The 22,872-nt window shown below is 73.0% G+C and carries 18 protein-coding genes and 1 riboswitch; of the genes, 7 read left to right on the top strand and 11 right to left on the bottom strand.

The features are described 5' to 3' along the window. Nucleotides 1-98: 98 nt before the first annotated feature. Nucleotides 99-3,254, bottom strand: a complete 3,156-nt coding sequence (locus AB0M79_RS00740; RefSeq protein WP_364206422.1) for a hypothetical protein — start codon at nt 3,252-3,254, stop codon at nt 99-101. Nucleotides 3,255-3,419: 165 nt separating this feature from the next. On the opposite strand from AB0M79_RS00740, the gene AB0M79_RS00735 reads away from it, so the two are divergent. Together AB0M79_RS00735 and AB0M79_RS00730 are read left to right on the top strand one after the other, a co-directional pair. Further along, complete coding sequence (locus AB0M79_RS00735) at nt 3,420-3,749, top strand: PadR family transcriptional regulator (RefSeq protein ID WP_364206420.1); 330 nt, start codon at nt 3,420-3,422, stop codon at nt 3,747-3,749. A gap of 71 nt (nt 3,750-3,820) precedes the next feature. Continuing rightward, entirely contained in the window at nt 3,821-4,807 is a 987-nt protein-coding gene (locus AB0M79_RS00730; RefSeq protein ID WP_364206418.1) for a permease prefix domain 1-containing protein, read from the top strand. 51 nt (nt 4,808-4,858) lie between these two features. On the opposite strand, the gene AB0M79_RS00725 is transcribed toward AB0M79_RS00730, so the two are convergent. From AB0M79_RS00725 to AB0M79_RS00715, 3 genes are all read right to left on the bottom strand, one after another. Then, nucleotides 4,859-6,472, bottom strand: coding sequence for a right-handed parallel beta-helix repeat-containing protein (locus AB0M79_RS00725; protein ID WP_364207584.1), 1,614 nt, complete (start codon nt 6,470-6,472; stop codon nt 4,859-4,861). Nucleotides 6,473-6,564: 92 nt separating this feature from the next. Next, complete coding sequence (locus tag AB0M79_RS00720) at nt 6,565-7,494, bottom strand: LLM class F420-dependent oxidoreductase (protein WP_364206416.1); 930 nt, start codon at nt 7,492-7,494, stop codon at nt 6,565-6,567. A 59-nt stretch (nt 7,495-7,553) separates the two neighbouring features. Next, on the bottom strand, nt 7,554-8,009 hold the full coding sequence (locus AB0M79_RS00715; RefSeq protein WP_364206414.1) for a PRC-barrel domain containing protein: 456 nt from the start codon (nt 8,007-8,009) through the stop codon (nt 7,554-7,556). A 244-nt stretch (nt 8,010-8,253) separates the two neighbouring features. On the opposite strand from AB0M79_RS00715, the gene AB0M79_RS00710 reads away from it, so the two are divergent. Continuing rightward, on the top strand, nt 8,254-9,480 hold the full coding sequence (locus tag AB0M79_RS00710; RefSeq protein ID WP_364206412.1) for a HEAT repeat domain-containing protein: 1,227 nt from the start codon (nt 8,254-8,256) through the stop codon (nt 9,478-9,480). Nucleotides 9,481-9,658: 178 nt separating this feature from the next. On the opposite strand, the gene AB0M79_RS00705 is transcribed toward AB0M79_RS00710, so the two are convergent. Together AB0M79_RS00705 and AB0M79_RS00700 are read right to left on the bottom strand one after the other, a co-directional pair. Continuing rightward, entirely contained in the window at nt 9,659-10,708 is a 1,050-nt protein-coding gene (locus AB0M79_RS00705; protein WP_364206410.1) for a hypothetical protein, read from the bottom strand. Between the two features lie 273 nt (nt 10,709-10,981). Next, nucleotides 10,982-11,635, bottom strand: a complete 654-nt coding sequence (locus AB0M79_RS00700; RefSeq protein ID WP_364206408.1) for a hypothetical protein — start codon at nt 11,633-11,635, stop codon at nt 10,982-10,984. 206 nt (nt 11,636-11,841) lie between these two features. On the opposite strand from AB0M79_RS00700, the gene AB0M79_RS00695 reads away from it, so the two are divergent. After that, the gene (locus AB0M79_RS00695) at nt 11,842-13,185 is read left to right on the top strand and encodes an FAD-dependent monooxygenase (protein ID WP_364206406.1); all 1,344 of its coding nucleotides are present in this window, start codon (nt 11,842-11,844) and stop codon (nt 13,183-13,185) included. Between the two features lie 58 nt (nt 13,186-13,243). On the opposite strand, the gene AB0M79_RS00690 is transcribed toward AB0M79_RS00695, so the two are convergent. The 3 genes from AB0M79_RS00690 to AB0M79_RS00680 form a co-directional block, all read right to left on the bottom strand. Beyond that, nucleotides 13,244-15,214 (bottom strand): glycosyl hydrolase family 28-related protein, encoded by a 1,971-nt coding sequence (locus tag AB0M79_RS00690; RefSeq protein ID WP_364206404.1) that lies wholly within the window; start codon nt 15,212-15,214, stop codon nt 13,244-13,246. A gap of 508 nt (nt 15,215-15,722) precedes the next feature. Further along, nucleotides 15,723-17,162, bottom strand: a complete 1,440-nt coding sequence (locus AB0M79_RS00685; RefSeq protein ID WP_364206402.1) for a glycine hydroxymethyltransferase — start codon at nt 17,160-17,162, stop codon at nt 15,723-15,725. A gap of 16 nt (nt 17,163-17,178) precedes the next feature. Then, a riboswitch (ZMP/ZTP riboswitch) is annotated at nt 17,179-17,271 on the bottom strand. 138 nt (nt 17,272-17,409) lie between these two features. Beyond that, on the bottom strand, nt 17,410-17,847 hold the full coding sequence (locus tag AB0M79_RS00680) for a DoxX family protein (RefSeq protein ID WP_364206400.1): 438 nt from the start codon (nt 17,845-17,847) through the stop codon (nt 17,410-17,412). A 204-nt stretch (nt 17,848-18,051) separates the two neighbouring features. On the opposite strand from AB0M79_RS00680, the gene AB0M79_RS00675 reads away from it, so the two are divergent. From AB0M79_RS00675 to AB0M79_RS00665, 3 genes are all read left to right on the top strand, one after another. Further along, nucleotides 18,052-18,966 (top strand): helix-turn-helix domain-containing protein, encoded by a 915-nt coding sequence (locus AB0M79_RS00675; protein WP_364206398.1) that lies wholly within the window; start codon nt 18,052-18,054, stop codon nt 18,964-18,966. After that, the gene (locus AB0M79_RS00670; RefSeq protein ID WP_364206395.1) at nt 18,963-19,745 is read left to right on the top strand and encodes a helix-turn-helix domain-containing protein; all 783 of its coding nucleotides are present in this window, start codon (nt 18,963-18,965) and stop codon (nt 19,743-19,745) included. Before AB0M79_RS00675 ends, AB0M79_RS00670 begins: the two co-directional genes overlap by 4 nt. A 572-nt stretch (nt 19,746-20,317) precedes the next feature. Continuing rightward, the gene (locus AB0M79_RS00665; RefSeq protein WP_364206393.1) at nt 20,318-20,941 is read left to right on the top strand and encodes a helix-turn-helix domain-containing protein; all 624 of its coding nucleotides are present in this window, start codon (nt 20,318-20,320) and stop codon (nt 20,939-20,941) included. Between the two features lie 13 nt (nt 20,942-20,954). Here AB0M79_RS00665 and AB0M79_RS00660 read toward each other — a convergent pair whose 3' ends face one another. Next, nucleotides 20,955-21,641 carry a S1 family peptidase gene (locus AB0M79_RS00660; protein WP_364206391.1) on the bottom strand — a complete coding sequence of 229 codons (687 nt, stop codon included), beginning with the start codon at nt 21,639-21,641 and terminating at the stop codon, nt 20,955-20,957. A gap of 45 nt (nt 21,642-21,686) precedes the next feature. Then, complete coding sequence (locus tag AB0M79_RS00655; RefSeq protein ID WP_364206389.1) at nt 21,687-22,868, bottom strand: MFS transporter; 1,182 nt, start codon at nt 22,866-22,868, stop codon at nt 21,687-21,689. Nucleotides 22,869-22,872: the final 4 nt, after the last annotated feature.

The following is a 22,872-nucleotide window of genomic DNA, read 5'->3' as shown; positions in this document are numbered from 1 at the left end:
CACGGAAAGAGGGACCGGCCACCGCGGGAGGAGGATCCACGGTGGCCGGTCCGTACGGCCCCCGCCCGGACCGGCGGGGGCCGCACCTGTGGGGTTGCCTATCGGCGGGTGGGCTTGTCGCTGGTCACGTGTCCGGTGAGCCGTCCGACCACGTTCAGGTGGACGAGACCTTCCTCGATCTCCGGAAGGCCCTCGACGTACACGCCGGTGGCGAGGTACGTCGACTGCCGCTGGTATTCCTGGGCGAGCGCGTCGGTCCGCAGGTAGCCCTGCGTCGCGATGCAGTTGCCGACCGGGTCACCGGCGAGGGTCGCGGGCAGCGGCCCGGTGGGGCAGTTCGCGCCGTACTGGGGGATGGTGTCCGGCCGCGGGTCGATCCAGGGCGTGCACGGCACCCCGCCGTCGGGGCACCGGTCGTACTTCTTGAGCGCGCCCAGGAACGTCGACATCAGGTGGTCCGACCCGGTGCTTCCGAGCAGGAACTTGCCCGGAAGGTGCTCCTCACCGAAGAGCAGCCCGTTGAGCCGGTCGTTGGTGCGCAGCGCCTTCGGGAACCCGGCCTCGGTGTACGCCTGGAGGAGCATCAGCCGCTCGTTGAGCTTGTCGGCCGCCTTGGCCAGGTCGCTGGTCGGGTCGGCGAGGGCGGTCACCACGTTCTGGTAGTAGACCTTCTGCTTGCCGTGCAGCAGGCCGACGACCGAGAGCCAGGTCGCGTCCTGGGCGCCGGACACGGTGGCGAGCCGGGTGCTCCGCTCCACCTGGGGCTTCATGGTCGACCACTTGTTGTAGACCATCTGGTTCGGTTCGACCTTGCTGTGGTGGCCGGTCCGGTTGTTGGTGAACTCGACCTTGCCGGCGGGGCCGGTGTACCGCACGGTCCGGACGTCCTGCCAGGCCGCTCCCGGCCACCGCTCCTTGGTCCGTACCCGGATCGTCAGGTCGATGTCGGCGGTGAAACCCGTCTCCATCTGCGTCTCGTACCACTCGTGGTTGACGTACGAGGCGTCGTAGCAGGCAGTCAGGATCGGGCGGTCCTCCTCCGGCAGCATGCTGTACGCGGTGTGGTAGGCGTGCGGCAGCCCCTGGAGCAGGGCGCCCTCCGGGGTCGGCACGCTGGGGCCGGTCCCCGAGCAGGGCAGCACCCTCGGAACGGCCGCGGTGGTGATCCGGTCCGGCGGCGCCTGGTCGCCCGGGCCGAACGGGTCGACCTTGTTGTCGCCGGCGGTGGCCCGCAGCGCGGCCAGCTCGTGGCTGACCCCGTCGAGCGCGGTCCGGTACTCCTTGATGAGGTTGGTGTAGAGCTCGTTGGTCCTGCCGTCCTGCGGGTTGCTGAACGACCGGACCACACCCGTGATCTCGGTGCCCCGGCCGCTGAGCGCCGCGAGGAGGTTCCTGACGTCGGGGGTGGTCCGGCTGAACTCCTCGCTCTGGTGTGCCATGCCGTTGAAGGCCCGGGCCGCGGACAGCCACATTCCGGCGTTCGGTACGCCCTGGTGGACGGTGTCCACCCGGGGGAGGGGGAGCCCCGGTGCCCATCCCTTGCCGCGGGCCAGATCCGCCAGCAGGTAGAGCGATCCGTGGGTGGAGTAGTTCAGCAGCGTGTTGCGCAGGTTCGCGGCGGCCGGCCCCGACTCGAGCTGGGTCAGGGTGAGCGGGGACATGCGGGCGTTGTTCTCGCCGTAGTAGTAGAACGTCGTCAGGGCGTCCCAGTACTTCTCGTACGTCAGCTCCCGCTGGGTCCGCTGTTCGTAGCGCAGGTTCTGCACGCCCGTGACACCGAAGTCCTGCAGGATGACCTGGCTCAGTGCGAGGTGGGTCGAGTTGGCGGCCGCGTCCATCTTCGCGTCCAGCGTCAGCAGGGTGTTCTGGATGTCGGTGAGCTGCCGGCGGATCTCCTCGATGTCGCCCTGCATCCGGCCGAGCTGCGTCACGATGTCCTCGTGGATGGCGACCAGCGCCTTCTCGATGCGGTCGAACCGTGTGTTCATCTGGTCGCGCAGCTCGGTGATGTCCTGCCGGACCCGGGCGACCTCCTCGAGGATGAGGGTGGTCGGGTCCGGCCCGGGGAGGAACACCTCGGTCAGCGACATCACCGCGCCGAGGATGTTGCCGGTCAGGGCCATGGTGCTCAGTGACGTCAGCGCGCCGACGACGCTCTTGCCCACGATCTTGGGAAGGTACTCGCTGATCGCGGTGGCGATCGTCACGCCGGCCTTGCCGACCGCGGAGACCTTCTTGCCGACGGCCTTGTCCTTGAAACCGATGAGATGGGCCAGGGCCTCGATGCCCTTGCCGAGGTCGTCGATGACCGCCTTGCGTTCCTTGGCCGCGTCCAGGGCGAGGGCGAGTTCCCGCTTGGCCCGCTCCTCGTCGGTGGGAGCGGTCGGCGGGTTCTTCGCCGCCTCCGCGGCCGCCTTCTTGGTGGCGTCGTCGGTCGCGGCCGTCAGGGCGTCGAGCTGGTTCTTGAGCTGGGCGTTGGCCCGGGCCTCGTACTCCACCGGGTTGTTGCGGGCCGACTCGAGTTCGGCGAGGTCGAGGCCGGGCACCTTGGCGGCCAGCGTCTCGACGTCGTCGTCGACGGCCACTCCGGCGGCCGCGCCGATCCGCGCGTCCCAGGCGTCCCCGAGGGCGCCGTCGGTCCGGCCGGCCCGGGCGGTCTCGATGAAGACCCGGTTCTGCTCCTCGTAGAGGTGCGCCTGGTAGGCGTAGTTCTGGTACGAGCCGCTCACCTGGTGCCGCCGGATGAGTTCGGCGTCGAGGCCGGCGCCCCAGGTGCTGGCCACCACCTTCGAGACCTGCGGGGTGGCGATCTTGGACATGGCCGGTACGGCGAGCACCGCGTCGGCGCCGTTGACCATGAAGCCGTAGCTCGATCCGATGGTGGCGATGCGGTCGTGCCGTGCGGTGACCGCGGCGTCGAGCTGGTCGATCAGCGCCGTGATCTGCTCGGTGGTGGCGTCCGGGTTCGCCGCCCGCCAGTCGAGCACCGCCGCCGACACCACCATGCGCCGGACGCTGGTCGGGTCACCGCCGTGGTTGCTGAGCTGGACCGCGAAGAGCTTGTCGCGCAGGTCGGCCTCGTCCCAGGCGACGGTGGAGCCGTGGGCGACCGAGGCGCTGCCGGTGACGAGGGCGGTGACGACGGCGCCGGTGGTGACGGCCCGCTGCCACCACCGGCGCCTTGAGGCTCTGGTCGGTGGCCGCAGGTCCGGCGGATCGTGTGCGGCGGTGCCGGCGGACAAGGATGTTGACACGCGGGTTCCCCAATCTTTCGACGGATCACGCTGGATCCGGATCGGCTCAGGGTGCCGTCCGGCACTGGAAACCCGGTTAAAAGTCACTGGTACGGATGATCACGATGTCCTTCCAGCGACCAATACGTCAGCCTGTTGCAATAGTGTGTGTCGCACAGTATCGTGTTGGGCATGGACGAAGTAACGGCCGGACACCTGCAAGAGCTGCGACGCGGCACCGTCGTGCTCGCCTGCCTGGTGCTCCTGGAAACCCCCGGCTACGGCTACGGCCTGCTCGAACGCCTCAACGAGGCCGGGTTCGCCGTCGACGCCAACACCCTTTATCCGTTGCTGCGCCGGCTCGAGAAGCAGGGCCTGCTCACCAGCCTGTGGAACACCGACGAACCCCGTCCCCGCAAGTACTACCGGGTCAGCGACGACGGCCGCCGCGTCGCCGAGACGCTGCGCGCCGACTGGGACGCCCTGCGCGCCTCGATCGACGCCCTGCAGGTATGACGCCACAACACCCGACCCGACCGCCGCGCGGCCGCGCGACCCGCGACCACACCCCGCCGAAGAGGATCGTCATGACCGACACCAACACCCTCACCGACCGATACGTCGCGGCCGCGCTGCACTCCGTGCCGACCGCCGAGCGCGACGACCTCGAGCGCGAGTTGCGCGCTTCCATCGCCGACGCCGTCGACGGACGCGTCGAGGCCGGCGAGACCCCGCCGGCCGCCGAGCGCGCGACCCTCGAGGACCTCGGCGATCCCGCCCACCTCGCCGCCCGCTACCTCGACCGGCCCACCTTCCTGCTCGGGCCCGCCTACTACTTCACCTGGCTGCGCCTGCTCAAGACGCTCCTGCTGATCGTGCTGCCGATCGGCGCGATCGCGGCCGTCGCCGTCGACCTGCTCGACGGGATGCCGCCGCAGCGGATCGTCGGCACGGTCGTCACGTCGGTGCTCGCCATCGGCGTGCACCTGACCTTCTGGACCACGCTCGTCTTCGTCGTCCTCGAACGCAGCGGCGCGAAGAATGCCCGGCCGGCCGGTGCCAAGGGCGTCCCGTCCTGGTCGCTGGACATGCTGCCGGACGTCGCCCGGCGTACGACCGGCGTCGCCGAACTCGTCGTCATGATCGTCGGCACCGTCCTGTTCGCCTTCGTCGTCATCTGGCAGCAGCAGGTCGGCTTCGTCCGGGACGACGCCGGTGACCCGGTGCCGTTCCTGCGGCCGGAGCTGTGGGGCTTCTGGATCCCGGCGCTGTTCGTCCTGCTGGCCGTGTCCGTCGCCCTCGCCGTCGCCCGCTACCGGGCCGGGCGCCCGACCGGGACGCTCGTGCTCGCCGGCGCCGCGCTCAACGTGGTCGGCTGGACGGCCGCCCTGGTCCTGCTGCTGCGCGGCGAACTCGTCGACACCCGGTTCTTCGACCGGCTCGACGTCACCGCGGCGACCGGCGACTGGAACGTGGTCTACCAGGTCACCGCCGTCATCATCGCGGCCACGGTGCTCTGGTCGATCGTCGACGACGTGGTCAAGTGGCGCCGCGCGGCGCGCGACGCCGGCTGACCCGGACACCCGCGACGGCCGGCCGCACCACGGGGCCGGCCGCCGGCGCGTTCAGCCGTGGCGCCCGTCCCCGGGCGGGTCGTCCGCGCGCGTCGGCGCGACGGAGTTGCCGGTGAGGTCGTTGTCCCACATCCGGCCGGCCGACCGGGTGCCGGCCCCGGTCACCCACAGGCCGTGCGTCTGGGTGGCGTGCGCCGGGTCGTCCCAGATCCGGTTCCGGCTGACCGTCGACCGCACCAGCGGCGCGGCGACGGCGATGCCGGCCCGGACCGTCGGCGGGTCGGGCAGCCGGTACGCGGTACCGGCCGCCGGCACGGGGCCGTGCCACCCGTGGCGGGCCCCGTGCGGCCGGGCCAGGACGAGCGTCGTCGCCGAGTTGGCGGCGACGAACGCGGTCACCGAACCGGCGGTCACCGTCTTGCCCCGGTGGCCGTCGACCGGCCAGTGGGCCGCCGTGTCGGTCAGCGACGCCGGCCCGTACGTCACCGTGGCCCCCGAGCCGGCACCGGCCGGCGCGGTCTGCATCCCGTTGTGACGTATCCGGTTGTTCGTCACCACCGCGTCGGTGAGCGCGCAGTCGAACCGGATCCCGTCCAGGCCGTTGGCCCAGATGTCGTTGCCGTCGATGACGATGCCGCCCGCCGGCCCGATCGAGCGGGACAGGTTGTGTTCGCGGTAGCCGTGCCGGCCGTTGCCGCTGATCCGGTTGCCGCGCACCGTGTACGGGCCGGGCGTGTTGCCGATGCTGACCCCGTCGAGGGTGTTGCCGTCGATGAGACAGTCGCTGACGATCCCGCCCCGGCCGCCGACGCCGACGGTGCCCTCCCCGGAGACGTCGAATCCGGCCTCCGCGTTGCCGACCAGGGTGCAGCCGGAGAGCAGCAGCCCGTCGGCGCCCCAGTCGGAGATGCCGAACCGGTTGCCCTCGGCGTGGCAGCCCGACACGTGGATGCCGCGCGGCCGGTCCCAGGCCGCGTCCTGGAGTTCGAAGAAGATGCCGCTCTGGCCGTTGCCGACGGTGGTGCAGTTGGTGATCGTCAACCGCTCGACGTCACCCCACCCGCCGATCCCGACACCGATGCCCGCGCCACCCTTCTCGTGGTGGATGTCGAGCCGGCCGCAGTCGATCGCGATCACCCCGTCGATCACGCAGTCCTGGAGAAAATCGCAGCCGAGCCCGGTCGCCGCCGTGCCGTGGATGTACAGGTCACGGAAGCGGCCGCGCAGCACGTACTGCAACCCCAGGCCCTTGGCCTGTACGTCGTACTCGGACAGCTCCACGCCGGTGCCGTCGATCTCGAAACCGGCGAACGTGCAGTCGACGATCGGGTTGCCGCGCCCGGCGCCGTGCCACAGCGTGGTGAAGAACGCCAGCGGCGTCGGGTCGGCGCGGTTGCCGGGATTGGCCAGCACGAACCGGGTCAGCCCGATCCCGGCGCCGATCAGCGACACGCCACTTCGCCACACCGTGCCGGCGTCGCGGATCGAATAGACCCCCGGCGGGCAGCGCAGCACCCGCGGCCGCCCGTCGGCGGCGTACCCGGCGCCCAACTCGTCCACGGCGCGCGCGAACGCGGGCTGGTCGTTGGTGACCCCGTCACCGGTCAGCCCCCGCTCGTGGGCGTCGTACGTCAGCGGAACGTCGATCGTGCGCCCTCCCGTCACCCGTCGCCGCGGCGGCGACCCGGGGAGTTCCCGGCGACCCGGGACGCACACCTGCGGGGTGCCGGCGACCCGCGCCGGCACCCCGGGCGCCGTCACAACTGCGGCGCCACCTCGGCGGCGACCAGCTCGATGTGGGCCAGGTCGTCGAGGTCCAGCACCTGCAGGTAGACCCGCTCGGTGCCGACCTCGGCGTACCGGCCGATCTTCTCCACGATCTCGGCCGGCGAGCCGGCCAGCCCGTTGGCGCGCAACTCGTCCGGTTCCCGGCCGATCGCCGCCGCGCGCCGGTTCACCTCCTCGTCCGTACGCCCGCAGCACAGCACCAGCGCGTTCGACAGCCGCAGGCTGCCCGGATCTCGGCCGCCCTCGGCGCAGGCGGCCCGGACCCGCTCGAACCGCGTCCGGGTGTCGTCGACACCGGCGAACGGCACGTTGAACTCGTCGGCGTACCGGGCGGTCAACTGCGGGGTGCGCTTCGCGCCGTGGCCGCCGAGCAGCACCGGCGGGCGCGGCGACTGCGCCGGCTTCGGCAGGGCGGGGGAGTCCGACAACTGGTAGTACTTACCGCTGAAGTCGAACGTGTGCCCGACCGGCGTGTCCCACAGCCCGGTGATGATCGCGAGCTGCTCCTCCAACCGGTCGAACCGCTCCCGAAGGGGCGGGAACGGGATGCCGTACGCGGTGTGCTCGGTCTCGAACCACCCGCTGCCGATCCCGAACTCGACCCGGCCACCGCTCATCCGGTCGACCTGCGCGACCGCGATCGCCAGCGGCCCCGGCAGCCGGAACGTCGCCGCGGTCATCAGCGTCCCGAGCCGGATCCGGCTGGTGTCGCGGGCCAGCCCGGCGAGCGTCACCCAGGCGTCGGTCGGGCCGGGCAGGCCGTCGGCGTCGCCCATCATCATGTAGTGGTCGGAGCGGAAGAAGGCGCCGTACCCGGCGTCCTCGGCGAGCCGGGCGACGGCGAGCAGCTGGTCGTAGGAGGCACCCTGCTGAGGTTCGGTGAAGATCCGCAGTTCCATACGGCGAGCATACGAACCGGGCCGGGACGCCGCCCCGCACGCGCCGCGACGGTGACCGGTCATCCTCCGCCAACCGGCCCACCGTCGCGGTAGCTGGCCGTGTAGTAGTCGCCGACCTGCTTGCGGAAGTCGACGGCCTTACCGGTGTCGGGGTCGAACTGGGGGGCCTCCTTCACCTGGTCCCTGGTCCGGTCTAGATACACGGTCCGGTTCAGGTGGTCGACGTGGTTCACGGTGCCGACCGGCAGCATCACCCGCCGGCCGAAGATCCACGGCCCGGTGTCGACGATCAGGTGCCCGGCGTCCGGCGGTGCCTCCTCGACCGAGCCGATGCCGCCGTCGGTCGCCTCCACCTCGTAGCCGACCAGGTCGACCTCGGTCCCCGGCCCGCCCTCGTCGGTCTCCGCCTCACGGCGCTGCTCGGTCGGCCCCTCGTCCGCCGCCGCGCCGCGGTAGCCGCCGGCGAGGATGGCCTGGTCGCGCCACAGCCACGGATCGAAGATGAACGGCTGCATGGTCGCCTCCGGATCGGCTCGTCGTTCCCCGCGTCCTACCCGCCCGCCGCCCCGATCATGCCGGCCGGGTGGGTCCGGACCGGTCCGGCACCGCCCGCCGGCCCGGTCCGGCGCCGTGATCTCGACCTGGTCCGGCGCCGCGACACCCGACCGGACCCGCCGCCACGCCGTGACCCCTGACCCGTCGGCGGGGCATCGGGCACTACGCTCTCGTCGGCGGATCGGCCCGACGGGGGAGGCGCGCGTGAAGGACCTGAAGGCACTCGACGAGATCGACTGGACCGGGCTCGAACACGCCTACGGCCCCGCCGGTGACGTCCCCGACCAGCTGCGGGCGCTGGCGGCCACCGATCCATCCGAAGTGGACAAGTCCCTGCACGCCCTGTACGGCAACATCTTCCACCAGGGATCGCGCTACCAGGCGACGGCGTACGCGGTGCCGTTCCTCACCGGACTCGCCGCCGACCCGGCCACCACCGGCCGGGACGAGATCCTCAGCCTGCTGGCGAGCATCGCGATCGGCTACGACGAGTCGTGGCTGCCCGACGGCCTGCCGATCCTCGAACACCGGGCCGAACTCGACCGGCTGCGCGCCACCGACCCGGAGACCGAACGGGCCAGGGTCGCCGCCTGGGTCGAGGCCGCCGCCGACGAGAGCGAACGCACCTCCCGCGAGTTCGAGGCGTCGCTGTTCGACCCGCAACTCGTCACCGCCAACCAGCAGTGGGCGGTCGACGCCTACGACGCCGTCCGCGCCGACCTGCCCCACCTGCTGCCGCTGCTCGGCGACGCCGACGCCGACGTCCGCACCGCCTGCGCCTACCTGCTCGGCTGGTTCCCCGAGGACTCCGCGACGCTGGGCCCGGCGCTGCTGGACCGGATCCGCGAGGACACCTCACCGGTGGTCCGGGGCACCGCCCTGATCGCGTACGGGCTGCTGGCCGGCCCCGCCGCCGCCGACGTGGTGGCGGCCCTGGACGACCCGGCCCCGGTCGTACGCGCCGCCGCCGCGATCGCCGCCGCCCGGCTCGGCGCGGTTGACAGCGACCGGGTGGTGGCGGTGCTGGTCGAGACGATGACCGCCGAGGCGACGACCCGTCGCAACCGGCTGCCGTTCCTCGACGGCAACCTGCCGGGCTACGCCGCGCTCGCCCTCGCCCAACCCGCGCAGCACGTCGACCGGGCCGTCGACGCGGTGCTGACCGTGTTGCCGACCACCGCGCCCTACCCGGCCGTACCGCTGGTGTCGGCGCTGCTCGGCGCCGTGTTCCCGGACGGGCGGGTGGCGCCCGGCACCCCGTTCGGCGGGTTGACCGACCGGCAGCGGCGGGCGGTCGCCGGTCTGGCCGCGGCCGACTTCGCCTGGCACGGCGGCCAGCCCGGCACCACCTACGTCAACCTGAACGAGGTGGTCCGCGCCTACGGCCTCCCCGACCAACTCGAGGCCCTGAAGACCTACACCGCATCCTGACCCACCCCGTCCGCCCTGACCCACCCCGTCCGCCCTGGGCCGCCGCGCCCGCCCTGGGCCGCCGCGCTGATCAAGGGCTAGTCGTGGCCGTCCCGGGGTGGAATGCCCGGGACATCCCCTTGATCAGCGCGGGTGGCGGTCGCGCGGGGTGGGGATCGCGCGGGTGGATGTGGGGCGGTCAGGGGGTGAGGTCGTGGCCGTCGATGGCGGACTGCTCGGTGGACCGCCATGCGTCGCGGTCGAGTGGGACGGTGCGCTCCGCCAGCCGGCGCAGTGCGGCCGTGGCGGCGTCGTCCCAGTTGGCGCCGCTGTAGAGGACGTAGCCGACCAGGCCCGGAACCGGTTCCCAGGCGATGGCCGCGTTGCCGCCGAGCAGTCCGGTGAACACCCGCGCCGGCCGGCCCGCGACCAGGCCGGCGTCCACCGTGTTCGTCACGTACATCTGGTCCTCGAGCCCGCCGCCGGTGCGCAGGCCGACGACGACCAGGCCGCTGCCGAGCGCCGCCTGCTCGTCCAGGGTGGCCGCGCCGTAGCGGACCTGCCGGATGGTCGGCGACGCGTACGGTCCGGTGTGGACGACCCGGAACCCGGCCGGCGCGGTCACCACCGGCCGGCCGCCGGTGGCCGTGGTGGCCGCCGCGATCCGGGCGAGGTCCGCCTCGGGCAGGTCGCCGCGGATCCGCGCGTGCCCGTCGCCGAGCGGCCACACCAGCCAGCCGGGGCCGGCGTCGGCGTCGACCCCGCCGACCGGCACGGTCCGGGCCGGGGTCGGGGCGCGGTCGACCGGGTACGTCACGACCGCGCCGCCCCGGCCGAGCACGCCGGAGGTACGACGGACGACCGCGGTCCACGGGCCGTCCTGCGCGCCCGGGGTGCAGCGTTCCACGCCGTGCACCGGGATGCCGGGGTCACCGATGGCGAGCGCGGCGACCGGGGGGCCGGCGGTGGTGGCCGGCCCGGCGAGGTCTACGGGGCACGGCGCGGCCCGGGGTGTGGCCGCCGGGGCGGCGGTCCCGGGGGATGCCGTGGCCGGGCCGGGGCTCGCGGTGGGGTGCCCGGCGGCGCCCGGCGTGTCCGGGCCGGAAGCGGCCGGTGTGTCCGGGCCGGAGCCGCGCAGGCCGAGGAAGCCGGCCACGATCACCGCCGCCACCAGCGTCACGGCGATCGTGGCGAGCCAGCCCGGCGGTGTCCATCTCGGCTCCGGCGGGCCGTTCTCGATGACGTCCACCCGTCCCACCCCTCTTCCGGCTGCCGGGATTATCCCCGGAGCGGGGGCCGGCCGCATCACCGGATCCCGGCGGGTGGTGCCGGTGGACCGTTCCGGACGGGTGGGGAAACAGTTTCCGCGATCGGAATCCGCGGTCACGCACGCATTTCAATTTTCGCCTGGCCGGATCGATTTCGCCCGGCCGAGTCGATTTCCACCTGGCCGGATCGATTTTAGTCAGGCCAAGTCAATTCCATCCGGCGGCATCGCGAATGGACGGTACGGGCGGATTGGTCAGCCCTGTTCCGTACGCCGTCGCCCGACCCAGATCAGCGTCGCCACCCCGGTTCCGAGCAGTGCCGTACCGGCCAGCAGGAAGGGCGTGACCCCCATTCCGGTGCCGGTGGTCGGCAGGCTCTTGGTCGACGCGCTCGGGGTCTGGTCCTGCGGTGCCTCGGTGGCCTCGGTCGCCTCGTCGGCCCAGGGGTCGCCCTCCCACTGCGACTCCTCCGCCCAGGGGTCCGCCTCCCCGGGGGTCGGCCGGTCCTCCTCGACGGCCGGCGTCGGCTGGTCGGGCTGGTTGGGATCGGGTGGCGTGATGACGATGCCGGCGACCGACGAGCTGGTCGCGGAGTGGTCGGGGTGCACCTCGAGGGCGTCGAAGCGCCAGGTGCCGGGCGGGATCGGGTTCATGAAGGTGCAGGCCCACTCGCTGCTGGCGGGCACCAGCACCGAGCAGCCGAAGACCTGGTCGCTGGCCTGCTTGGCGTAGACGGTGACGGTGCTTCCGGGCGTGGCGCGGCCGCTGACCTCCGGGTGCTCGACGGCGCGCGTGGAGCCCGAGGGCGGATAGTTGATTTCCGCCCAGGCGGGGCCGGAAAAGGCGATCGCGCCGGTGGCGATGGCAGCGCCTATTGTGATCCGCAGGGTTGATCGAGAACCATTCATCGGTGCCTCCTTGGCCGGGCCGCTTCGTTTCGGACATTACTTCCGGAAGGGTCTGGATTTCGGAGAAGGAATTGACTCGCGCGGGACATACAGCGGTCGACGTAGCAGGGCGACATTCCCGGCAATAGGTGTATTTTGCTACGGGGTCTGGCGGCCGGGGAACATGTTCGGTCGATCCGCGGCCCCGGCGCCCGTAGGCTCCCGCCATGACACACGCGGAGCGGGCCGTCGTGGTCGGCGCCAGCATCGCGGGCCTGCTGGCCGCCCGCGCTCTCAGTGAGACGTACGCCCACGTCACCGTCGTCGACCGTGACCCGCTGCCCGACGCCTCGGCCGCCCGCCGGGGCGTACCGCAGGGCCGGCAACTGCACGTCCTGCTCGCCCGGGGCCGGGAAGTGCTCGAGGAACTCTTCCCCGGACTGTCCGAAGAGGTCGCCGCGCTCGGCGGTGCCATGGTCGACCTCCAGGACGACGTCCACTGGTACAACGACGGGTTCCGGATGCGCCGCGCTCCGTCGCCGATGACCGCGTTCGGGGTGAGCCGGCCGCTGCTCGAACACGTCGTCCGGACCCGGGTCCGCGCACTGTCCAACGTGACCCTGCTGCCGGACACCGAGGTGCTCGGCCCCACCGCGACGCCGGACGCCCGCCGGGTCACCGGGGTGCGGGTACGGGTACGTACCGCCGACGCGCCGGAGTCCACGATCGACGCCGACCTGGTCGTCGACGCAGGCGGGCGCGGCTCCCGCAGCCCGGTCTGGCTCGACCGGCTGGGCTACGCGCCCGCTCCCGAGGAGCGGGTACGGGTCGACGTCACCTACGTCACCCGCACCTACCGCCGCGAACCCGACCAGTTGGAGGGGCTGCTCGGCGCGCTGACCAACGCCACCCCCGCGCTGCCGCGCGGCGGGATCGTCGCCGTGCAGGAGGGGGACAGGTTCGCCGTCGCCATCTGCGGCATGCTCGGCGAGGAACCGCCGCACGACGACGAGGACCTGGTCCGCTACGCCGAGACCCTCGCCGCCCCGCAGATCGGCGCCCTGCTCCGGTCGGCGGTTCCGGCGTCCCCGCCGGTCCGGATGCGCTTCCCGGCCAGCCTGCGCCGCCGCTACGAACGGCTGCGCCGGTTTCCCGACGGCTACCTGGTCATCGGCGACGCGCTGTGCAGCTTCAACCCGATCTACGGGCAGGGGATGACGGTCGCCGCGCTCGAGGCGCTGCTGCTGCGCGACCTGCTCGCCGCCGGCGGCACCCGGCTCGCCCGACGGTTCTTCCAGGGCGCCGCCAGGGTCGTCGACGGCCCGTGGGCGATCTCGGTCGGCACCGACCTGCGCTTCCCGGCGGTGCCCGGTCGGCGTACGCCGAAGGTGCGGTTCGTCAACGCGTACGTGGAACGGGTGCACGCCGGGGCGGTCGCCGACCCGGAGTTGGGGGCGGCGTTCCTGCGGGTGCTGAACCTGATCGACCCGCCGACCCGGCTGCTCGCGCCGCGTACGGTCTGGCGGGTGCTACGGGCCGGCCGGCGCCGCCCGACCGTGCCGGTCGCCTGAACGCCACCGCCGGCCCGGACCGGCCGGTCCGTCCCCGGGGACGGACCGGCCGGTGCTGTCACGCGCAGTTGGTCGGCGGGGCGACCGGTCGCGCGGTGTCCATCGGCCAGTTCCAGCGGATGTCGTTCTGCCAGCCGGAGTTGCCGCCGCCGTCGGTGATCTCGAACGGGTCGCCGCGCCAGGTGCCCCCGACGCCGAGGTTGCGGGCCTCCACGCCGGTGAAGCTGCCCGCGCCGGCCACCTGGAGTTGCAGCGCGTACGTGCCGGCGCCGTCGATGCAGGCCCCGTCGACGTGGATGTTGCTGACCGAGTGCGCCTCCGGGTGCCCCTTCACCGCCATGATCGCCGAGTAGGTGCTGTCCAGGAACGAGTTGTCGACGACGTCGATCCGGGCGTCCATCGGACCGTCCAGCGAGTAGAACCACAGCGCCCCCACGCCGAAGTTCCAGTTCAGGTCGAGCACGCCGGCCCGTACGGTGGTGTTGCGGGCGAACGTGAGCGTGCCGGAGAACCGGGTCGACCCGTGCCGGTAGCCGGCGTGCAGGCCGCCGCCCTCGCGCACGGTCTCGGCGACGACGTTGTCGGACACCACGTTGTCCCGGCCGCCGTAGATCGCGATTCCGTTGGCCAGCACCGGCGCGATCACGGTGTTGTGGTCGTAGACGTTGTCGTGGTCCTGGTCGGCCTCCTCCGACGTCTCCGGGGTCCCGTCCGGGTTCTTGACGAAGTGCGACCACATGGCCAGCCCGTCGTCGCCGAGGTTGCGCAGGAAGTTGTTGGTGACCCGTACGCCGGAGATGCCGCGCCGCAGGTTCAGCCCGTCGGCCATCTGGTCGACGATCATGTTGTCCCGCACGGTGAGCCCGTGGAACGGGCCGTCGAACCACATCCCGACCTTGGTCCGCTGGATGTAGAGCCGCTCCACGGTGGACCCGCCGCCGAGCGCCCCGCCGATCCCGTTGACCTGGAGGTCGTCGCGGCGTTCCCGGATGTTGCCGATGATCGCGAAGTCGGACAGGTGCACGTCGTGGCTGCCGCCGTCGGCGGCCCACTTCCCGTAGAACCCGACGCCGTCGCCGCGTACGACGCTGTGCCAGTTGCCGGCCCCGGTGACGGTCACGTCGTCGACGACGACGTGCCGGTTCACCTGGTACGTCCCCTGTGGGATGAACACCGTACGGCCGCTCGCCCGGCCGGCGGCCACCGCGGCGTCGAACGCGTCGGCGGATTCCCGTACGCCGGTCGGGTCGGCGCCGAAGTCGATCACCGACAGCGCCCCGCGCGGCATCTTCTTCGGCTTGGCGACCATCTCGAAGTCGACCAGGTCGATCACCGCCCACGGCAGCGTCGAGTCGTGCGGCAGCTTCAGCTTGATCTTCTGCCCGGCGTGCAGGGTCTTGCCGAGCAGGAGCCGCTGCTCGGCGTAGAAGTGGTGCGGCCGGAACGGGGTCTTGACCGGGCGCGGCTCCGGAATCCACCAGTCGTCCGGCGGGACCGCTCTCGGGTCGTTGGAGAACGGGTACGTGCTGTAGAGCCAGGAGAACTCCGACGTCAGCGTGATCGTGTGCCGGCGCTGGTTGTTGAGGTAGACGTCCAGCGGGCCGGTGATGCCGCCGCCCTGTTCGGCGTCCGGGACGGCGTACCGGACGTTGAGCGAGTTGGTGTCGCGGGTCAGGGTGAACTCCACCCACTCGCCGGGGGCGTCGAGTTTGACCGCCCGGCGCCCGGACGCCTCCGACGGCAGCGTGTAGGCGTTGCGGTCCGGGCCGATGATCTCCCCGGTGGTGGCGGCGTTCTCCGCCTCCTGCTCGACGAACGGCACGGTGGCGCCGCGGCCGGCGGTCAGGTGCGGTGGCAGCCCGGCGACGGTCTCGACGCCGGCCGGGCCGGGCGGGTCGGCGGTGGCCAGCGCGGGGTGCGCGCCCAGCGTGCCGGCGCCGAGGGCGACCACGAACGATCCGGCCACGACGGCCCGGATCCGGCGCCGCCGGGCGGGCCGGCGGGGGTGTTGCGAATGCTGGTCAGACATCGATGGCGACTCGATTCTCGCGGGGCCGGCCGGCGCGCACTGGGGGACGGGCGGCGCCGATCGGCGGCGGTGGTTGCGATGACGTTAAATCTCGACGCAACGTCAGACAAGACCCGATCGGACAGTGAAAGTTCCTGGCGTCGCCGTGCAAGAACGGGACGCTCGCGGCTCGACCCGCTGACCTGTCCGGTCGAAGGGCCGCCGGGCGGGGCGGGCCGGTCGGCCGGCCGGCCGGCGCGCGGATGTGGGCGGTGGGCGCGCGGGTGTGGGCGGTGTAGGTGCGCCGGCCCACAGCGAAGTCGGTGTGGAAACAGCGAATTCGCTGTGGGCCGCGACAGCGATACCCGGGGCGGCGCGGCCCACCCGGCAGCGGCCGCCGGGCCAGAGAGTGCCGCCGGGCCAGAGGCGGCCGTCGGGCAGCAGACAGCCGCCGGGCAGGGACAGCCGGCGGAAGGAGCTCCGCCCGGCTCGGGCGGGCCGAACCGGGCGGATCAGGTCGGGGTCGGGCTCAGCCGAGGTCGACCGAGGGGTAGAGCGGGAACCCGGCGAGCAGTTCGTCGGCCTGCTTGGCGATCCGGTCGGCGACGGCGGGGTCGAGGACGTACTTCGCCTTGGAGGGCGCGCCGTCCGGGCCGACGCCCGGCTTGGTCTGGCCGAGCACGGTGTTGATCAGGTCGGCGGTCTCGTCCATCTGGGCGGTGCCGAGCCCACGCGTGGTCAGGGCCGGGGTGCCGATCCGGATGCCGGAGGTGTACCAGGCGCCGTTCGGGTCCTGCGGGATCGAGTTGCGGTTGGTGACGATGCCGGCGTCGAGCAGCGCCTGCTCGGCCTGCCGGCCGGTGAGCCCGAAGCCGGTCGTGTCGATGAGCACGAGGTGGTTGTCGGTGCCGCCGGTGACCAGCCGTACGCCCCGGCGCAGCAGGCCCTCGGCGAGAGCCTGGGCGTTGTCGACGATCCGCTGGGCGTAGTCGGCGAAGGCGGGCTGGCGGGCCTCGGCGAGCGCGACCGCCTTCGCCGCCATGACGTGCGGCAGCGGGCCGCCGAGCACCATCGGGCAGCCGCGGTCGACCTGGTCGGCGAGTTCGGGCTGGCAGAGCACCAGGCCGCCGCGCGGGCCGCGCAGCGACTTGTGGGTGGTGGTGGTGACGATGTGGGCGTGCGGCACCGGGTCGAAGTCGCCGGTGAAGACCTTGCCGGCGACCAGTCCGGCGAAGTGGGCCATGTCAACCATGAAGGTGGCGCCGACCTCGTCGGCGATCTCCCGCAGGATGCGGAAGTTGACCTTGCGCGGGTAGGCCGAGTAGCCGCCGACGAGGACCAGCGGCTTGAACTCCTTGGCGGTCTGCCGCAGGGCGGCGTAGTCGATGAGCCCGGTGGCCGGGTCGGTGCCGTAGCTGCGCTGGTCGAACATCTTGCCGGAGATGTTCGGGCGGAAGCCGTGGGTGAGGTGGCCGCCGGCGTCGAGCGACATGCCGAGCATGCGCTGGTTGCCCAGCTCGCGGCGCAGCGCGAACCAGTCCTCCTCGGTCAGGTCGTTGACCTGCCGGACCTGGGCCTTGCGCAGGGCCGGTGCCTCGACCCGGTCGGCGAGGATCGCCCAGAACGCGACCAGGTTGGCGTCGATGCCGGAGTGCGGCTGCACGTACGCGTGCGGGGCGCCGAAGAGCTCACGGGCGTGCTCGGCGGCGATCGCCTCGACGGTGTCGACGTTGCGGCAGCCGGCGTAGAAGCGGCGGCCGATGGTGCCCTCGGCGTACTTGTCGCTGAACCAGTTGCCCATGGCGAGCAGGACGGCGGGGGAGGCGTAGTTCTCGCTGGCGATGAGTTTGAGGGACGCCCGCTGGTCGGCGAGTTCGGCGGCGATCGCGTCGGCGACCCGGGGTTCGACCGTGCGGACGACGTCCAGCGCGCTGCGGTAGGCGGTGGACTCGGCGTTGAGCGACGACATGGCACCTCCGGTTGCGGTTGAGGGCCCAGGCGCTCGGCATTCGTCGTGGTGACGGGGCCGCTCCCCGATGGTTTGTGCCCATCCCAGCGCGCCAGTCACGGCCCAGGGAAGACCTTACCGAATCGTGGTCGGCGGTCGTCGCGGTGTCCGGCGGGGTGTCGGGGCCGCCGCCCGTGGGCGGGGGTCCGGTGGCTGTCGGGGTCCGGGGGTACGGCCGGGTTGGTCAGGCCCGGCCGGTGTGGGGTGGTCAGCCGTTGGCCGGTACGGGTTGTGCCCCGGCCCGGTTGCCGCGCCGGCTCAGCAGCGCGTCCAGGGACCACGGCCCGGCACCGAGTACGGCGATGACCAGGAACGCCCACGCGTAGAGGGCGGAGGTGACGCCGCCGTTCTCGATGGGGAACAGGTTGGTCGGCTGGTGTACGACGAAGTAGGCGTACGCCATCGAACCCGAGCTGAGCACGGCGGCCGGCCGGGTGGCGAACCCGACGAGCACCAGCAGCCCGCAGACGAGCTGGATCAGGCCGGCCCACCAGGCGGGCCAGGCGCCCACCTCGACGGCCTGCCCGGTGCCCCGGGCCCCGCCGAAGAGGCCGAGCACGGTGGCGGCCCCGTGGCAGGCGAAGAGCAGGCCGACCACGGCGCGGAACAGCGACCACACGGGCGCTGCGATGCGGTTTGACGTCATTCGTGACCCTTTCGTGAGGCGGACCGTGAAGAGCAGGATGGCCTGTCCACCTGCCTCTTCCGTGTCCGGGACGTAAACATCTATCGATATATTGCCCGGCCGGCACCGCCCCCCGCACGACCGTCCCATCGGGCACACTTTGCGTGGCGACGCGAGCACGTGTTCATGGGCTGACGCCGGCCCCGGCCTGTGGTGGTGAATGAGGTGGCGAGTGCGCCGGTCAGCGGGGCCGACCAGGACCGGGTCGAACTGCTCAGATCATTTCTCCGGGCCCGCCGGCTGCGGCTCGACCGGCCCGACGCCGGCCTGCTGCCCCGGGTCGGCGGCCGGCCGGGGCTGAGCCAGGACGACCTCGCCGAGGCGACCGGCTACTCCGTTCGCATCATCAGCCAGCTCGAGCAGGGCCGGCTGCGCTCGCCGTCGGCGCAGCTTCTCCAGGCCGTCGCCACCGCGCTGCGGCTCGACCCGGACGAGCGGCACGTCCTGTGGATGCTGGCGACCCGCTCGGCCCCGCCCGCCCAGCGCTACGCCACCGCCGCCGATCCCGTGCTGACCCGGCTCGCCGACCAGCTCGATCCCCATCCGGCGCTGGTGACCGACGTGGCGTGGCGGGTGCTCGCCGCGAACCGCGCGGTCGCGCGGTGGTTCGTCGACTTCGACCGCATCGAGCCGGACCGGCGCAACTTCGCCCGGTGGTTGTTCTGCGACCCGCACGCCCGGCACGCGATGGTCGACTGGGAGTGCGACTTCGCCGCCGACCTTCTCGACGACCTGCGGGCCACGTGGGCCCGCTGGCCGGACGATCCGGCGCTGCGGTCGCTGGTCTCCGGCCTGCGCGCGCAGAGCCCGCTCGTCGACCGGGCCTGGCGGGACGGGGCCGGGATCCACCCCCGGCGGCCGGGCCGTACCCGCGCCCTGCGCCGCCCCGGGCACACCGATCCGGCCCGGGCCGGCGACGCCGGACACCACGTACGGGTCGAGATGACGACGCTCGCCCCCGGCCGCCCGGACGACGAGCGGCGGCTGCTCGTGTTCCTGCTGCCCGAGGGTGAGGAGCCCGCCGGCACGTTCTCCCGCGACGCCTGCTCCGCGTGCAAGCCGTCCGGGGGTGGGCGATGACGCTTTCCGAGGTCGGGCCGCCGGCCGTCGATCCCCGGCTGGGGCACTGGCTGCGCCGGCTCCGCCGGACCACCGACCGGGCCGGGCTGGGCCTGCCGCCCGGTCCACGGTCGAGGGGAAACTGGCTGACCCAGGTGGAGGTGGCCCGGCTCGCCGGCTGCACCCCGCGCGCCTACCAACTCGTCGAACAGGGCGTACGGGTGCCCGGGCCGCGGCTGGCCGAGGGGATCGTACGGGCGCTGCGACTCGATCCCCAGCAGCAGGCCTACCTCAACAGCCTGCTCAACCCGGTCACCGATCCGCCGACGCTGCTCGACCGGGCGGTGCTGCAACGGCTGGTCGACGCGAGCGCGGCGCCCGCCATGGTCTTCGACCGGTACTGGACGGTGGTGGTCGTCAACGCGGCGATGGCGCCGGTGTCGCCCTACGTCGTACCCGGGGCCAACCTGGGCGCGTGGCTGTTCAGCCGGGTGGGCCGGTCGATCGTCGGCTGGGAGCGGGAGACCGAGGAGTTCGTCGCCCGCTACCGGCTGGCGCAGGCGGCGTATCCGGCCGCCGGGCTGACCGACCCGGTGATGGAGCGGCTGTGCCGGGTCAGCGAGCGGGCCCGGCTGCTGTGGGCCGGCGCCGGCGTCGCCGCCGACCCGGTCGGCAAGCGGTGGCAGGTGCGTATGCCCTCGGGGCAGTTGCGGACCTACGAGGTGACCGTGGCGCAGTTGGCGTCGTACGCCCCGGGGCTGCGGCTCGCGTTCTGCCTGCCGGTGTCCGACCCGGCCTGAACCGTGATCGCGCCGACGGCGCCGTACGCGAAATGCTGTTTCTACCAGTGGTTGGTGCTGGCTCCAATGGATCGTCGCATCGGACACTTTGGGTCGCCGTGGGAGCACTTGCAGTGAGACGTTCGTCTTGCGGTGTCCTGTGGTGCAAAACCCCTTTGCTGCGGGCGACGGTCGTACGTCAGGCGACCGGCCGCCCGTTTGCGTCCCCCGGGTGTCTCGTCACGCGGTGGGACGCCCCGTGCAGACCCGCCGAGGTCGGCGCCGGTTCGGCGTCCGGCGGGGTCCCGCGAGAGCGCACGCCGCAGCACGCCCCGCAGGGGGCGTGACGGGGGGCGGCGGGCGCGTACCGGCGGGCGAGCGGGGTGGCCGGCACGCCGTGGCGGACGCCGGCCGCCCGCCCGCGCGGCCGTGGGAGCACGACGCTCGCGCTGGGCGCCCGACGCACGGGGCGCCCAGCGTGGGCGGGGCGTCGCCGGCCGTACGATCCGATCTTCCCGCTGATCCGTACGTCAGGCTTTGCCGAACCGGTTCGTGTTCTTGACGACAAGATTTGTCGGTGGGACGGTGGTGCCATGTTCGACGTCGCAGTGATCGCCGACCCGGCCGCCGCCGAGGTGTCGTTGGACCCGGTCCGGGCCCGCCTGCTGGCCGCGCTGGCCGAGCCAGGCTCGGCCAGCAGCCTGGCGCCGCACGTCGGGCTCACCCGGCAGAAGGTCAACTACCATCTGCGGGCGCTGGAGCGGCACGGCCTGATCGAGCTGGTCGAGGAACGCCGCAAGGGCAACTGCACCGAGCGGGTGATGCGGGCGACCGCCGCGTCCTACGTGATCTCGCCGACCGCGCTGGCGGCCGTCGCGCCCGATCCCGGCCGGGCCCCCGACCGGCTCTCCGCGCAGTGGATGCTCGCCCTCGCCGCCCGGCTGGTGCGCGAGGTCGGCGAACTGATCACCGGAGCCGCCGCGGCGAAGAAGCGGCTGGCGACCTTCGCCATCGACAGCGAGGTCCGGTTCGCCTCGGCCGCCGACCGGGCCGCCTTCGCCGAGGAGTTGACCGGGGCCGTCACCCACCTGCTCGCCAAATACCACGCGCGCGACGCCGAGGGCGGGCGCGAGCACCGCCTCATCCTCGCCCTGCACCCCAGCCTCCGGCCGGCCGTGCCGGACGGCGTCGACACCCGCGCCGGCGAGGAGAGCTAGGAAAGGCGCGCGGTCAGGCGGTCAGCAGCGCGACGCCGTACGCGGCCAGGGCCGGTCGGACCGGCAGGAAGTAGCTGGTCCCGGCGGCCGGGCAGGTGCCCGACCCGCCGACGTGGACGCCCTGCGCCTGCCCGCTCGCCGTCAGGTAGGGCGTGCCGACCTCGCCCGCCTCGGCGCAGATGTTCGCCCGGGTCAGCCCGGGGACGGCGCCGCCGGGGAAGTTGACCGTCTGGTTGAGTCCGGTGACCGGGCCGCACCGCCAGCCGGAGGTCGGCCCGGAGCGGCAGACGAGCGCGCCGACCGGTGCGGGGTTCGCGCCCTTCACCGCGACGGTCCCGCCGGCCACCCGTACCTGGCCGACCGGCACCCAGCCCGGGTTCAGGTCGACGAGGACGTAGCCGACCTGCGGGTAGGCCGAGGCGACGATCTGGCCGACGGCCACCCCGCCGGTGGTGGTGATGGTCGTGCCGGCCGGCCCGCAGACGCTGCTGGCCAGGAAACCGTCGGGCACGGTGAAGCCGACGACGCAGCGGCCGCCCGCGCCGATCAGCGTGTCGCCGCCGCGGATCTGGCCGCTCAGCGTGGTCGGTGGTGCCGCCCCGGCGGTGGCCGCCGACGCGGCGGTCGCCGGCGGAACGGCGGCCGACAGGCCGGCGGCGAGCAGGGCGGCGGCGAGGATGCGCGGGAGTCGGCGGGCCATGCCCACCAGGCTAAGCGACGATCCTCGATGTCTCCACCCGGCGGGTCAGGTTCGGGGCCGGTGCCGTGGCGTCCAGCGGTGGAGGGCCGCGGCACCGGCGAAGCCGACCAGGCCCATCCCGGCGATCCCCGCGCCGAGCGCGCCGAGCGTACCGAGCACGCCGACCAGCAGCGGCCCGGCGCTGCCGCCGAGGTCGTTGCAGAGCCGCCACGCGCCGAGGAAGGTGGCGCGGTGCTCCGCCGGTGCGATGTCGGCGCCGATCGTCATCATCACCCCGCTGCCGATGCCGTTGCCGAGACCCATCAGCAACGCCACCACGGTCAGCGTCGGCACCGTCGAGGTCAGCGGCAACGCCAGATGGGTGACGCCGAGGACGAGCATCGACGGCACGCCGATCCAGCGCCGTCCGTACGTGTCCATCACCTTGCCGGCCGGGTAGAACAGCAGCATGTCCATCGCCGCGGCCGCGCCGTAGATCAGGCTCGCCGTCGTCGGATCCAGACCGAGGTGGTCGGCCCACAGCGGCAACGCCACCTGGCGGGCCCCACGGACCGCGCCGACCAGGACCGCCGCCACGCCCAGGGTGCGCAGCAGCGGCAGGCTGGTGCGCAGGATCGCCAGCAGGCCGGCGTCCGGCGGGCCGCCGGGCACCCGCCCGGTGCCGACGTCGGGCAGCGTCAGCACCGCCGCGCCGGCGGCGGCGACCGCGACGACGAACACCCAGTACGCCCCGTCGGTGCCGGTCCACCCCATCACCGCGGCCCCGACGAACGGGCCGAGGAAGTAGCCGATCCGGTTGGCCCCGCCGAGGGTCGACATGGCCCGGGCCCGCGCCACGTACGGCACCGTCTCGGACAGGTAGGTCTGCCGGGCCAGCCCCCACACCGAACCCGCCACGCCGATCACGACGACCCCGGCGGTCAACACCCACAGCGCCGGCGCCAGCGCGCAGGCCAGCGCACCGGCCACCGACACCACCGCGGCCCAGATCATCGCCGACCGCTCACCGATCCGGGTGATGATCCGCCCGGACGGCAGGTTGCCGACCACCTGGCTGACCCCGAGCAGCGCGGCGACCAGCCCGGCGACACCGATCGACGCGCCCAGGTCGCGGGCGCTGAACACGATCACCGGGGTGATCGCGCCGACCCCGACCCCGTACAGCGCGGTGGGCAGCAGGACCGGCAGCGCGATCGTGCGCAGGATGGAGCTGATCTCTGACGACACGGCT

Source organism: Polymorphospora sp. NPDC051019, assembly GCF_040683055.1.
Classification (GTDB): Bacteria; Actinomycetota; Actinomycetes; order Mycobacteriales; family Micromonosporaceae; genus Polymorphospora; species Polymorphospora lycopeni.
Note: the sequence above shows the minus strand (reverse complement) of the source record. Positions and strands in the feature narration are given on the sequence as shown.

Excerpts from the sequence above, each read along its gene's own strand:
- AB0M79_RS00730 (WP_364206418.1), top strand. The coding sequence starts at position 3,821 with ATGACCGACACCAACACCCTCACCGACCGATACGTCGCGGCCGCGCTG.
- AB0M79_RS00720 (WP_364206416.1), bottom strand. The coding sequence starts at position 7,494 with ATGGAACTGCGGATCTTCACCGAACCTCAGCAGGGTGCCTCCTACGAC.
- AB0M79_RS00715 (WP_364206414.1), bottom strand. The coding sequence starts at position 8,009 with ATGCAGCCGTTCATCTTCGATCCGTGGCTGTGGCGCGACCAGGCCATC.
- AB0M79_RS00700 (WP_364206408.1), bottom strand. The coding sequence starts at position 11,635 with ATGAATGGTTCTCGATCAACCCTGCGGATCACAATAGGCGCTGCCATC.
- AB0M79_RS00695 (WP_364206406.1), top strand. The coding sequence starts at position 11,842 with ATGACACACGCGGAGCGGGCCGTCGTGGTCGGCGCCAGCATCGCGGGC.
- AB0M79_RS00690 (WP_364206404.1), bottom strand. The coding sequence starts at position 15,214 with ATGTCTGACCAGCATTCGCAACACCCCCGCCGGCCCGCCCGGCGGCGC.
- AB0M79_RS00685 (WP_364206402.1), bottom strand. The coding sequence starts at position 17,162 with ATGTCGTCGCTCAACGCCGAGTCCACCGCCTACCGCAGCGCGCTGGAC.
- AB0M79_RS00680 (WP_364206400.1), bottom strand. The coding sequence starts at position 17,847 with ATGACGTCAAACCGCATCGCAGCGCCCGTGTGGTCGCTGTTCCGCGCC.
- AB0M79_RS00670 (WP_364206395.1), top strand. The coding sequence starts at position 18,963 with ATGACGCTTTCCGAGGTCGGGCCGCCGGCCGTCGATCCCCGGCTGGGG.
- AB0M79_RS00665 (WP_364206393.1), top strand. The coding sequence starts at position 20,318 with ATGTTCGACGTCGCAGTGATCGCCGACCCGGCCGCCGCCGAGGTGTCG.
- AB0M79_RS00660 (WP_364206391.1), bottom strand. The coding sequence starts at position 21,641 with ATGGCCCGCCGACTCCCGCGCATCCTCGCCGCCGCCCTGCTCGCCGCC.